Origin of the sequence: Streptomyces sp. GDS52 (assembly GCF_052246875.1) — a bacterium.
In the GTDB taxonomy this organism is placed as follows: Bacteria; Actinomycetota; Actinomycetes; order Streptomycetales; family Streptomycetaceae; genus Streptomyces; species Streptomyces cathayae.
Map to the genome: position 1 here is coordinate 133,795 of NZ_CM125966.1, position 12,684 is coordinate 146,478.

Genomic DNA, 12,684 nt, shown 5'->3' on the forward strand with positions numbered 1-12,684 from the left:
GTGCAGTCGCCGGGGAGGCGAGGGATCAGGGGCAGGACCGCTTGTTGTCGGCGGCCGTGCGGGCGGACTCGGCCAGCTCGGCGAACTGGCCCGCGAGGGAGGCGATGACGTCCGCGCGCAGCTTGTAGTAGGTGAACCGGCCGCACGGCTCCGTCTCCACGACCCCGGCCTCGCGCAGCACTCTCAAATGGTTGGAGAGGTTGGTCTGCTTGGCACCGGTCTCCTCCACCAGGTGGGTGGTGCACAGCGTCTCTTGGGCGAGCAGGGTCACGATCTGGAGCCTGAGCGGGTCGGCCAGAACCCGAATCAGATCAGTGTCGACTGACGTCAGCATGCGCTGATACTCTCACATCAGCGGTGACTGACACCACCGGGTGCTGTTGTGGTCCATCTGTTGTGATCCGTGCCCGTCCCTGTTGCGAGACAAGAGAGACCTCTGATGTCCGACAAGCCCTCCGTCCTCTTCGTCTGCGTCCACAACGCCGGCCGTTCCCAGATGGCCGCAGCGTGGCTGAGCCACCTGGCCGGGGGCCGCATCGAGGTCCGCTCCGCCGGCTCCAACCCGGGCGAGCACGTCAACCCGGCCGCCGTCGAGGCCATGGCGGAGGTCGGCATCGACATCTCCGCCGAGACCCCGAAGATCCTCACCGTCGACGCGGTCAAGGAGTCCGACGTCTGCATCACCATGGGCTGCGGCGACACCTGCCCGGTCTTCCCCGGCAAGCGATACCTGGACTGGCAACTGGACGACCCGGCCGGCCAGGGCGTCGAGGCCGTCCGCCCGATCCGCGACGAGATCAAAACCCTGGTCGAGGGCCTGATCGCCGAGATCGCCCCCGAGAAGCCGGAGGCCACGGCGTAGCGACATACGCGACGTCGCCATCATCGGCTCCGGCCCCGCCGGATACACCGCCACCCTCTACACCGCCCGCGCCCAGCCCAGGCTCCTGCTGCTCGGCAGCTCCATCTTCGTCGGCAACTCCCTGACGACCACGACCGGGGTGGGGAACTTCCCCGGCTTCCCCCCGAGGGCGTCGACGGGCCGGTACTGATGGAGAACATGCGGGTCCAGGCCAAGAAGTTCGATGCCAAGGCAATCGACGACGACATCGTCTCCGTCGGCCTGGCCGGTGACATCAAGTTGCTCACCGAATCCGTCGGCACCGTGCACCGCGCGAGGAAGGTGATCCTCGCGACCTGCTCCGGTTACCACAAGCTCGGCCTGCCCCGCGAGGAGGAGCTGTCCGGCCGGGGCGTGTCCTGGTACGCGACCTGTGACGGGCTCTTCTTCCGGGATCGGGACATCGTCGTCATCGGCGGCGGCGACACCGCCATGGAGGAGGCCACCTTCCTCACCCCCTCGCGAAGTCGGTCACCGTCGTCCACTGCCGCTCCAACCTGCGGGCCTCGAAGGTCATGCAGGACCGGGCGTCCTCCGACGACAAGATCTCCTTCGCCTTCGACAGCGAGGTCGCCGAACTCCACGAGGGGGACGGCATGTGGTCCGGCCTCACCCTGCGCGACACGCTCACCGGCAGGACACGCAAACTGGCTGCGACCAGCTTGTTCATCGCGATCGGCCACGACCCGCGCACCGAGTTGTTCAAGGGCCAGCTGAAGCTGGATTCCGAGGGCTATCTGAAGGCCCGGTCACCCTCGACCCTCACGAACGTCCCCGGCGTCTTCGGAGGCGGCGACGTCGTGGACCACACCTACCAACAGGCGATCATTGCGGCCGGGCCTGGCCTGCGCCGCCGCGCTGGACGCCGAGCACTACCTGGCAGCCCTCGGAGAGGCACGAGCAGCGCCCGTGACGACCGTCACCGTCTGACGTCGTCCGCCTCATCGCGAACGAGGAATTCACCGTGGCCCTCAAGAACCTCACCGACGACTCCTTCGAACAGGACATCCTCAAGAGTGACTGGCCCGTGCTTGTCGACTTCTGGGCGGCACGGCGCGGCCCGTGCCGTCAGATCACCCCCTGCCTTTTCCCGGAAGCGGCAGCAGACAACGACCCCGCCTTCATGGCGTACTCACCGCCCACCCAAGCACCGGAGAAGGTCCAAGCACGGCAAAAGCGCCGCACTGCCCGGCCGGGCTGGGCAGCGCGGCACGCGAGGAGCCCAATCAGTCGTGTGTGGCGAGAAAGCCGGACAGCGCGGCGAGGACAGCGGGCGCGACTCGGTAGTAGACCCAGGTTCCGCGCCGCTCGGACAGCAGCAGGCCCGCTTCGCGGAGCTTCTTCAAATGGTGGCTGACCGTGGGTTGGGAGACGCCGACATCGGCGATGTCGCACACACAGGCTTCCCTGTCGGGGTGAGATGCGACCTTGGAGAAAAGGCGCAGCCTCACCGGATCCCCCAGCGCCTTGAACATGGCGGCCGTGATCTCGGCTTCTTCTTCGGTGAGTTCCCTCTCCGTGAGGGAGGGGCAGCACGGCGGGGCGGAGGCACCTGTCACCGACTGCGCTAGCTTCGACATGCATCTATGTTGACACTTGTTTCAGCTCCTGCCAAGATCCATTGATTAGACACTCATCTAATCAATGGCTGGGGGAAGCGTGACCGACACGCATCATGCCGACACGACGAGGGCCGTGAAGACGGCCGTTGTCACCGGGGCCAGCAGCGGTATCGGCGCGGCGACCGCGCGGGCACTCGCACAAGAGGGCTTCCATGTCACACTGACCGCGCGGCGAGTCGACCGGCTGGAGGCAGTCGCCAAAGAGATCCAGGGCCAGGGCGGAACAGCCCGGGTGTTCCCGCTGGACGTGACCGACAAGGCGGCCGTCTCGGCCTTCGCCGACCAGCTGCCGGCGTGTGACGTACTGGTCAACAACGCCGGAGGGGCGTACGGAACCGAGTACGTCGAGAACGCCGATCCCGGCGACTGGCGGTCGATGTACGAAGTGAACGTGATCGGTGCGCTGCACATGACGCAGGCACTGCTGCCCCGGCTCAGGGCCTCGGGGGACGGCGTCGTGGTCGTCCTCTCCTCCACCGCCTCGTTCACCTGCTACGAAGGCGGGGGCGGCTACAGCGCGGCCAAGCACGGCGCTCACGTGCTGGCCGAGACACTGCGCCTTGAGGTGTGCGGGGAGCCGCTGCGCGTGATCGAGATTGCGCCCGGGATGGTTCACACCGAGGAGTTCTCCCTCAACCGCTACCGCGGGGATCTGGAGAAGGCCGATGCCGTCTACGACGGCGTCCCCCGCCCGCTGGTGGCCGAGGACGTCGCGGACGTGGTGACGTGGGCGGTGACCCGGCCCTCGCACGTCAACGTTGACCTGCTCGTGGTGCGGCCGAGGGCACAGGCGGCTCAGCACAAGGTGCATCGAACGGCTTGAGTCACTGGACGCGACGCCACCTCTCTCCCCGGCCCTGAGCCGGGGAGAGAGGCAGTCGCGGTTCAGCAGCCGGGGGCGCCGGGCACGTCGAACTGTTCGGCGGCGTAAGCGGCCAGCTGAAGGGCGGCGGTGTGATCGATGCCGAGCTCCGTGGCGGCCGCGAGGACGGCGTCCGCGGCACTGGACGAGGTGCCCAGATGCTTCGCGGTGGCGTGCAGCAGCTGCTCATGCTGTTCCTTGCTCAGTCCCAGCCGTTGCGCGATGGCCTCGCCGCCGGCGGTCACCGAGCAGACCCCGGTCTCCGGCAGCTGCAGTTCGATCGACTGGGCGGCCTCCATGTCGCCGGCCAGGGCGGCTGCGATGGAGCGGACCTGTTCGTAACCGGTGAGCATGAGGAAGGTCGGCGCGCGGCCGTAACTCTTCATACCGACGGTGAAGTAGCCCGGTTCGGGATGGGCCAGTTCGCGGTAGCCGTGCGGAGTGACGGTGCCGCAGGAGTGCTGGTTGGGGTCGATCAGCGGAGCCAACGCACGGGGCGCGGACATGATCGGGTCCAGCTCCAGGCGCAGTTCGCTGGTGATGCCAAGGTCCGGGCGGAAGCCGGTGGCGGCCACGATCCGGTCGGCGGTGATGGTCTGCTCGCTGCCATCGGGGCCGCGGGAGACGAGTTCGACCTGATCCCGGGTCGGGTCGTCGCCGAGGCAACGGACGGTGTGAGTGCGGAAGTTCGCGGCGAGGGTGACTCGGCCCGTGTTGACGAGCATCTTCAGGCCGGAGCCCAACGCGCCGCGGGCGGGCAGTTCGTCGTCGCTGCCGCCGCCGAAGGAAGCAGCCGGGTCAGCGGCCCGGATGGCCCACGTGATGGTGGTTCCCGGTTCGGCGTCGACCAGTTCGGCCAGGGCCAGCAAGGTGTTGGCGGCTGAATGTCCAGCTCCGACGACGACGGTGTGACGACCGGCATGCCGTGCGCGGTCGTCACCCAAGACGTCCGGCAGACCGTGGTTGATCCAGGCCGCGGCTTCCGCTTCGCCGTGGGCCGGCAGCCCGTTGGCACCGACCGGACTGGGCTGGCGCCAGGTACCGGAGGCATCGATGACGGCGCGGGCGAGCAGTTCCTCGCCGTTGGACAGGCGCAGGACGAAGGGAGTCTTCTCGCGGTCGGCGGTGCGCAGCCGGTCGACGTCGAGGCGGCTGATGGCGGTGACCGCGGCGCCGTAACGGATGTGGGGCGCCAGAGTCGGCAGTTCGGCCAACGGCTGCAGGTACTGCTTGACGAGGTCGCCACCGGTGGGCAGGGCGGACGGGTCGGGCTCTTCCCATCCGGCCGCCGCGAGCAGGCGTCGGGCGGCGGGATCGGTGTTGTACTCCCACGGGCTGAAGATCTGGATGTGGGACCAGGCCCGCACGGCTGCTGCTGGGACGTCACCGACTTCCACGACGACGAAGGGGACGCTGCGTTCGGCCAAGTGCGCGGCGGCGGCCAGACCGACGGGTCCGGCTCCGATCACGGCAACGGGAAGGCGGTCAGGGTTGGGGGCAACCACAGTGCGGTGTCCTTTCACGAAAGGGCTGGGCGGTCGGTCAGGCGTCGTGCACAGGTTCGGTCGACAGCGAGGCGAGGGGTTCGCCGGTGTCGGTCTGCACGCGCTGGGCCACACCCTGCTGCGCCCGGCGCTGTAATTCGGCGATCGCGGCACAGCAGGCACTTGCGGCCTGCTCGGTGTCTTCCGAGGGAGGAGCGGCGGAATCGCTCATCGGATCTGATCGGCTCCTGTCGCGGCATGTCCGAACGGCCGTGGAAGGGCTCTCACCACGACCACCTATATAGATAAACAACGAATCAAGCTTCCAGAGTTGCCCCTGATTCGATGAATGTCAACCTCGAACCAAGGGATCACTGAATGTGATGAGCATCACCCTGCGCCGCGTTGCATGGAAGCCCGTGGCGAGCCAATCTCGATACATGTCGAAACAGCGGGGGTATTCGGTGCGGGGCGTTCAACCGGCGCCGTAGCGACATGGGGATCGGTGGCTGTGCCGACAGCCACGTCCGGCCTGTGAACGGAACGACGCGCTCGCCACGCCTCACACCGTTCACAGTGGCTCCGGTCCCTCCCCCTCCATATTCATGCGTCCCTCGGTGCGTACGCCCGCCACCGGGCCGGCTGCTGCCGGTCCGCCGCGTGCACACCGCGGCTCCTTCCGTGCTGCTTCACCAGTGAACGGCTACGCCATGCCCGGAAGGACATCCATGCCTCACGACCCGACACCCGCGGCTGATCCCGTCAGCGAACCGATCGCCATCATCGGCATGGCGGGACACTTCGCCGACGCCACCAGCCCTGAAGAACTCTGGGAGATGCTGCTTCAGGGCCGCGACGCGATCACGGACATCCCGCCCGAGCGCTACGACGTCGACGCCGTCTACGACTCCACGCCCCGCACCCCCGGCCGCACCGTGAGCCGGTGGGGCGGACTGCTGCGCGACATCGACGCCTTCGACGCGGAGTTCTTCGGCATCTCCCCCCGGGAAGCCGACCGCATGGACCCCCAGCAGCGCCTGCTGCTGGAGGTCGCCTACGAGGCCCTCGAGGACGCGGGACAGCCCCTGCCGCGCATCGCGGGCACCGACACAGGTGTGTTCATCGGACAGCTCGGCGGGGACTACTGGCACCTGCAGTACGAGGACCGCGACCAGCTGGACCTGTACGCCATGACCGGCGCAGCATCGCGTGCCATCACCTCCGGCCGCCTGTCCTACGCCTTCGATCTGCGCGGTCCCAGCTTCACCGTCGACACCGCGTGCTCCTCCGCACTGGTCGCCGTCCACAACGCCGTCCAGGCCATCCGGCTGGGCGAATGCCCTCTGGCGATCGCCGGCGGCGTCAACATCGTCCTGCTGCCGGAAGAGGGCGTCGTCTACTCCGGCGCCGGCATGCTCGCCTCCGACGGCCGCTGCAAGTTCGCCGACGCCTCCGGTGACGGCTTCGTCCGGAGCGACGGCATCGGGGCGGTCATTCTCAAACCGCTGTCCGCCGCTCTCGCCGACGGCGACCGCGTCCGTGCCGTCATCCGCGGCTCCGCCGTCGGCAACGACGGCCAGAGCAGCGGCTATCTGGTCACCCCCGCCGTCGAAGGCCAGCGCGACGTGCTGCGCCGCGCTTACACCAACGCCGGCATCGATCCGGCCGACATCGACTACATCGAAGCCCACGGCACCGGAACCAGCGTGGGTGACCCGGTCGAGCTCGAGGCCCTGGCCGACATCGTCGGGCCCCGTGCCGCGGACCGGCGTTGCTTGGTCGGCTCGGTGAAGACCAACATCGGCCACGCCGAGGCGGCCGCCGGCATCGCCGGGCTCATCAAGGCTGTCCTGTGCCTGGAGCACAAGACCGTTCCGCCCAACCTGCACCTGAAGAACCCGAACCCGGCCGTCGACTGGGACAACCAGCCGTTGACCGTTCCCACTCAGGCCACTCCGATACCCGAACGGGGCCGGCCCGCCACCGCCGGGGTCAGCAGCTTTGGCTTCTCCGGTACCAACGCCCACCTGGTCCTCGAAGCGGCCCCCGAACCGGCAGCAACCGAAACGGACGGCGAGGAGCCGGCCGGGCGGAGCGAGTTGCTGGTGCTGTCCGCCCTGAGCCCAGAGGGTCTAACCGAGGCTGCCCGCCGCATGGCCGACTATCTCGACGGACCCGGCACCCGGCACTCCCTGCGCGACATCTGCTACTCCGCGGCGCAGCGCCGCACCACTCATGACGCCCGGCTGGCACTGCCCGCCGACAGCCACGCGGAGGCAGCCGCCGCGCTACGCGGCTTCGCCGAGGGCGAGGACGAACCCGGCCTGTCCTTCAGCGACTACACCGATCCCGGTGCCCGCCCCCGGGTCGTCTTCGTCTTCCCGGGCCAGGGCTCGCAGTGGCCGGGGATGGGGCGCGAACTCCTTGACACCGAGCCGGTGTTCACTCGGGCTATGGAGGCCTGCGACGAGGCCGTCAAAACCGAGACCGGCTGGTCGGTCATCGAACTGCTGCGCTCGGCCGACGAGGAACGTCTGAAGCAACTCGATGTCATTCAGCCCACCTTGTGGGCCATGGAAATCGCGTTGGCCGAGCTGTGGCGATCCTGGGGTGTCGAGCCGGATGCGGTCATCGGTCACAGCATGGGCGAATCCGCCGCCGCCTACATCTCGGGGGCGCTGTCCCTGCAGGATGCCGCCGCCGTGATCTGCCGTCGCAGCCGACTGGCTAAACGTCTGTCCGGCCGCGGGACCATGGCTTGGGTGGCGCTGCCCGCCGAAGAGGCCGCGGCCGCGCTGGTCGGCTTCGAGGACAAGGTCGCCGTGGCGGCCATCAACAGTCCCACCTCCACTCTGCTGTCCGGGGACGGTGATGCCCTCACCCAGGTGCTGGCCGCTCTCGACGCCCGCGGCGTGGACAACCGGCGGGTCAATGTCGACTTCGCCTCGCACTGTCCGCAAATGGACGCTCTGCGTGACGATCTTCTCACCGAGCTGTCCCACCTCACCCCGCGCGCAGGCCGCATCTCGCTGCACTCCACCCTGCTGAACGAGGTGATCGACGGATCCGGCATGGACGCCGACTACTGGGTCCGCAACATCCGCCAGCCGGTCGACTTCGTCGGCGCCGTGCGGGGCCAGCTCGATCTCGGTGACACCGTGTTCATCGAAGTCAGTCCCCATCCTCTGCTCGTGACAGGAATCCGCGAGACTAGCCGCCTGCACACCGGAGCCGATACCACCGCGGTCGGCAGCCTGCGCCGCCACACCGGCGAACGCGCCTGCCTGCTCACCTCCGCAGCCACCCTGCACACCGTCGGCACTCCGCTCGACTTCGACCGGCTGACCGAGGGCGGACTCTACGTGTCACTGCCCTCCTACCCCTGGCAGCGCACCCGTCACTGGATCAGCCGCACCCATGCCCCCGCGACACCCGCTGCCGCGCCCTCCTCGGTCGCGCCGACCACAGAGGGAACAACGGAGCAGTCCCCGCACCCGCTGCTGGGACAACCGCAGCCCGCCGGAGGAACCAGCCGCATATGGCAGGGACCGCTGGACCTGGCGGACAACGCCTACCTGCGCGACCACCGCATCCAGGACACGATCATCCTGCCGGGCACCGCCCATCTCGAACTCGTCTCCGCGGCGGCCCGCACCATGCTGAGGTCCGATGCCCTGTCGGTATCCGACGTTCACTACCACCGAGCACTGTTCCTGGACGAGGGCGGTCCCGCCCCGGAGGTCAGGGTCACGACCGACCCTCGCCCGGACGGCTCACTGCACTGCCGCATCGACAGCCAGGACCCCGACACGGGTGACTGGGCCCTGCACACCGAAGCCCGTGTCCGTGCTCTGGCCGAGGGCGCACCGGAGCCGTCCGAATCGCTCGAGGCGATCCGCGCCCGTCTGCCGCAGCATCAAGACGCGGCCGACTTTTACGCGTGGAACGCCGAACGCGGCAATCAATGGAACGGATCCTTCCAGGGCGTCGCAGAGCTGTGGCGCGCTGACGGCGAAGTTCTCGCCCTCCTCTCCTGCCCCTCTTCCCTCATCGAGGGCCTCGCCCATCACCACTTCCATCCGGCGCTGCTGGACGCCAGTGGCCACTCCATGGCCGCCGCACGGCCGCTGACCGTCCCCGGTGAGGACGGTGTCTTCGTCCTCGGCGGCATCGACGAAGTCCGCTTCTACCAGCGGGCGTCAGTCTCCATGTTCAGCCACGCCCGGCTGCTTTCCTCTCCGCGCGAGGACTCCTTCGTCGCCGACATCGACATCCGTGACGACGAAGGTCACCTGGTCGCGCAGATACGCGGCTTGCGCCTGCAGTACCTGGCCGGCCGCTCCCCCGCTCTGTTGCATCCCCGCCACGAGGAATCCGTGACAGTAATCAGCACACCCTCCGCCCCCACGGTCGACAGCGGTCCCGACACCTGGCTGCATGCCCTCTCGTGGGAAGAGGCCGCCTTGCCCGCCGGTACCGCAGCCGCATCTGCGGGGAACGGTTTCTGGTTCGTCCTGAGCGACAGCGGCTCCACCGGCCGTGCCCTGGTACGGGAGCTGACCAGCCGTGGACAGCGCGTGGTCGTCGTCACCGCCGGTGCGGGCCGCATGGCCGGAGCCGGCGACCGCTACCGCATCGACCCGTCGAAGGAAGAGCACTACCGCGAGGTTCTGGGTGACATCGCCCGCGACGGCACCTGCCGCGGCATCATCCACCTGTGGGCCCTGGATGCCCAGGTCGGCCTGGACGCCACACCCACCGAGATCCGTCGTGCCCAGCTCCGGTCCGCCCGCAGCGTCCTGCATCTGACCCGGGCGCTGGAGCATCACTCCCTCGGGAACCCACCGCTGTGGCTGGTCACCCAGCTCGCCCAGGCCACCGGCACCGGAGAGCAGGTGCGCCATCCCTTCCAGGCGGTGCTGTGGGGTCTGGGGCGCACCCTGGCCGCCGAGGCTCCCTCGTTGTCGCCCCGTCTGGTCGACCTCGACCGGTCCGCTGCGAGCATTCCGGCCCTGGCCGATGTACTGCAGCGAGCCGATGACGAGGACCAGGTCGCTCTGCGCGAAGGCCGGCGCCTTGCTGTTCGGCTGCGCCCGGCTGCCGACTGTGGTGCCGTACCGCGTGCGCTGTCACTGCCGGCACCCGGCGTTCTGGACGACCTGCAGCTGTCCGAGCTCCCGCCGCGCGCTGTGGCCGCCGACGAGGTCCGCATCCAGGTCAGTCACGCCGGTGTCAACTACCGCGATGTGCTGATGAGCCTGGGCATGTACCCCGGTCAGGACAACCGGCCGCCGGTGCTGGGCTGGGAGTGCGTCGGCACGGTCACCGAGGTGGGCAGCGCCGTCACCGATGTCGCCGTGGGCGACGAGGTCGTCGCCATCGCCGAAGGTGCACTGGCGCATGAGGCCATCACCCGCAGCTGCCTGACCGCGCCGAAGCCGACGCGGCTGACCGCAGCCGAGGCCGCGACCCTGCCCGCGGCCTACCTGACCGCGCACCACGCCCTGAACGGCCTGGCCCGCCTCGAGCGCGGTCAGAAGGTTCTCATTCACTCCGCCACAGGCGGCACCGGGCGAGCAGTGCTGAGCATCGCCCGCTGGAAGGGAGCCCGCGTCTTCGCCACCGCCGGGAACGAGGCCAAGCGTGAACTGCTGCAGAAGCTCGGTGTGGAACAGGTGGCCGACTCCCGCAGCCTGGCCTTCGTCGACGTCTTCAGGCGGGCCATCGGCGAGGAGGGATTCGACGTCATCTGCAACACCCTGGCCGGCGATGCCATCGAAGCGAACCTGTCGCTCATGGCCCCTTACGGGCACTACCTCGAGCTGAGCAAACGCGACATCCTCGACGACAACCATCTGTCGCTGGGAGCGTTCGCCCGCAACCTCTCCTTCCATGCCATCGACGTCGTCCACATGGTCCAGCACGCACCCGAACGGGCCGGCCGGATGCTGCGGGAGGCCACCGCCCTGGCCGACCAGGGCGTCGTCGAGGCGCTGCCGCACACGGTGTACCCGGTCGAGAAGGCCGCGGACGCCTTCCGGCTGATGGCTCAGTCCCGCCACACGGGAAAGATCGTTCTGTCGTTCGGGGAGACGACCACCAGCACGGCGCGTGGGGCACGGACCCGCCCCGTTGCCATCCACGCTGACGGCACTTACCTGGTCACGGGCGGGGCAGGCGGCATCGGCGGCCGCCTGGCGCTGTGGCTGGCCGATCAGGGGGCCCGGCACCTGCTGCTCACCGGCCGAAGCCCGATGCCCCGTTTGGACCTGCCCTCGGCGGAGAACCACCCCCAGGCAGCAGCGGTCGCCGTGCTGAGGCAGCTGAGCGCTCGTGGTGTGAACATGACCTACGAAGCCGTCGACGTCGCCGACGCCGAGGCCATGGAAGGGCTGCTCGCGTCCCGCCGCCGAACGGGGATGCCACCCATCCGTGGTGTCTTCCACGCGGCCGGCGTCATCGACTACACCCCGCTCAGCGAGATGACCGGTACCGAACTCGACCGGGTACTGGCTGCCAAGGTCTCCGGCGCGTGGAATCTGCACCGTCTGCTGAACGAGGAACCGGTGGACGCCTTCGTGCTGTTCTCCTCCGGTTCTGCCCTGCTCAACTCACCGATGCTCGGCGGGTACGCGGCCGGCAACAACTTCCTCGACGCCCTGGCGCACTACCGGCACGCCCACGGGATGCCGGCCGCCGTCGTCAACTGGGGCTTCTGGAACAGCGTCGGCATGGTGGCTCGCACGGAACAGCGGGAGGAGCGCACCCTGCTCCCGCAGGGCATGCGCTCCTTCAGCCCCGACGACGGACTGGCGCTGCTCGGAAGGATTCTTGCCGAGGGCCGGGTACACACCGCGGTACTGCCGGCAGACTGGTCCGCATGGGCGCGCGCCTATCCGTCTGCCGCGGCCGCGCCGCTGCTGAAGCACCTCATCAGGGGCACGCGAACCGACAACGAACATGCAGCGGAATCCGGTGAGCGGGTGACCCCGCCTGCCGCACCGACCACTGTCGGCCCCGCCGAGTCTCAGCAGCCCACCGCGTTGGCTCCCTCCCCCTCCCCCGTTGCAGTGCCTGCACCGCCTGCGTCCGTCGCCGAGACGGCATCGCGGCCTGCGACGACTCCCGTAGCGCCGGCCGGGGAGCTGCTGGACTTCCTCAAGCAGGAGGTCTCCGTGGTCATGGGCCTGCGCGCGGAACGCGTCAACGTCAACCGGCCGCTCAACCGGCTCGGCATGGACTCCCTCATGGCCGTGGAACTGCGCAACCGCATCGAACGCCGCTACCAGGTCAAGCTGCCCATGGTGCAACTCCTCAAGGACGGCACCATCACCACCGTCGCCCAGGCCCTGGCCAGCGAACTCGCCCCGACCGGGAACGCGGACACCGCCCCGTCGAACACCGCATCTGAATCCGCCGCAGCAGTCAGTAGCCCTGACGAGGGCACTACCACACGGGTGGCCGTGGCATCCGGCACCGAGGCGGTCGAGGAAAGTGCGCAGCCCGTCCGTCCGACCGACCGGCCGGAAGCCGGCACCGCAGATGGGGCGCCGGCCGGGGAGCTGCTGGACTTCCTCAAGCAGGAGGTCTCCGTGGTCATGGGCCTGCGCGCGGAACGCGTCAACGTCAACCGGCCGCTCAACCGGCTCGGCATGGACTCCCTCATGGCCGTGGAACTGCGCAACCGCATCGAACGCCGCTACCAGGTCAAGCTGCCCATGGTGCAACTCCTCAAGGACGGCACCATCACCACCGTCGCCCAGGCCCTGGCCACCGAACTGAACTCCACCAACGCCTCGGCCTGACCGAGCGAGT

7 protein-coding genes and 2 pseudogenes are annotated in these 12,684 nt (G+C 68.8%); 5 read left to right on the forward strand and 4 right to left on the reverse strand.

Annotated elements, in window-relative coordinates:
- Nucleotides 1-25: 25 nt before the first annotated feature.
- Entirely contained in the window at nt 26-334 is a 309-nt protein-coding gene (locus ACTWJ9_RS00650) for an ArsR/SmtB family transcription factor (protein ID WP_279332023.1), read from the reverse strand.
- A gap of 105 nt (nt 335-439) precedes the next feature.
- Here ACTWJ9_RS00650 and ACTWJ9_RS00655 point away from each other — a divergent pair, with 105 nt between their 5' ends.
- The 3 genes and pseudogenes from ACTWJ9_RS00655 to ACTWJ9_RS00665 form a co-directional block, all read left to right on the forward strand.
- Nucleotides 440-862 (forward strand): arsenate reductase ArsC, encoded by a 423-nt coding sequence (locus ACTWJ9_RS00655; protein ID WP_279332024.1) that lies wholly within the window; start codon nt 440-442, stop codon nt 860-862.
- Between the two features lie 4 nt (nt 863-866).
- Nucleotides 867-1,831, forward strand: a pseudogene (locus ACTWJ9_RS00660) (NAD(P)/FAD-dependent oxidoreductase).
- Between the two features lie 34 nt (nt 1,832-1,865).
- Nucleotides 1,866-2,015, forward strand: a pseudogene (locus ACTWJ9_RS00665) (thioredoxin family protein); the annotation flags it as partial.
- Nucleotides 2,016-2,127: 112 nt separating this feature from the next.
- Here ACTWJ9_RS00665 and ACTWJ9_RS00670 read toward each other — a convergent pair.
- Complete coding sequence (locus ACTWJ9_RS00670) at nt 2,128-2,481, reverse strand: ArsR/SmtB family transcription factor (RefSeq protein ID WP_279332025.1); 354 nt, start codon at nt 2,479-2,481, stop codon at nt 2,128-2,130.
- A gap of 79 nt (nt 2,482-2,560) precedes the next feature.
- Here ACTWJ9_RS00670 and ACTWJ9_RS00675 point away from each other — a divergent pair, with 79 nt between their 5' ends.
- Nucleotides 2,561-3,346, forward strand: coding sequence for an SDR family oxidoreductase (locus ACTWJ9_RS00675; protein WP_279332026.1), 786 nt, complete (start codon nt 2,561-2,563; stop codon nt 3,344-3,346).
- Between the two features lie 62 nt (nt 3,347-3,408).
- Here ACTWJ9_RS00675 and ACTWJ9_RS00680 read toward each other — a convergent pair whose 3' ends face one another.
- Both ACTWJ9_RS00680 and ACTWJ9_RS00685 read right to left on the reverse strand, forming a co-directional pair.
- A complete protein-coding gene (locus tag ACTWJ9_RS00680) occupies nt 3,409-4,890 on the reverse strand; it encodes an NAD(P)-binding domain-containing protein (protein ID WP_388707401.1) in 1,482 nt (493 codons plus the stop codon).
- Between the two features lie 37 nt (nt 4,891-4,927).
- Entirely contained in the window at nt 4,928-5,101 is a 174-nt protein-coding gene (locus tag ACTWJ9_RS00685) for a hypothetical protein (RefSeq protein ID WP_279332028.1), read from the reverse strand.
- 496 nt (nt 5,102-5,597) lie between these two features.
- Here ACTWJ9_RS00685 and ACTWJ9_RS00690 point away from each other — a divergent pair, with 496 nt between their 5' ends.
- Complete coding sequence (locus ACTWJ9_RS00690) at nt 5,598-12,674, forward strand: type I polyketide synthase (RefSeq protein WP_443295033.1); 7,077 nt, start codon at nt 5,598-5,600, stop codon at nt 12,672-12,674.
- The last annotated feature ends 10 nt before the right edge of the window (nt 12,675-12,684 follow it).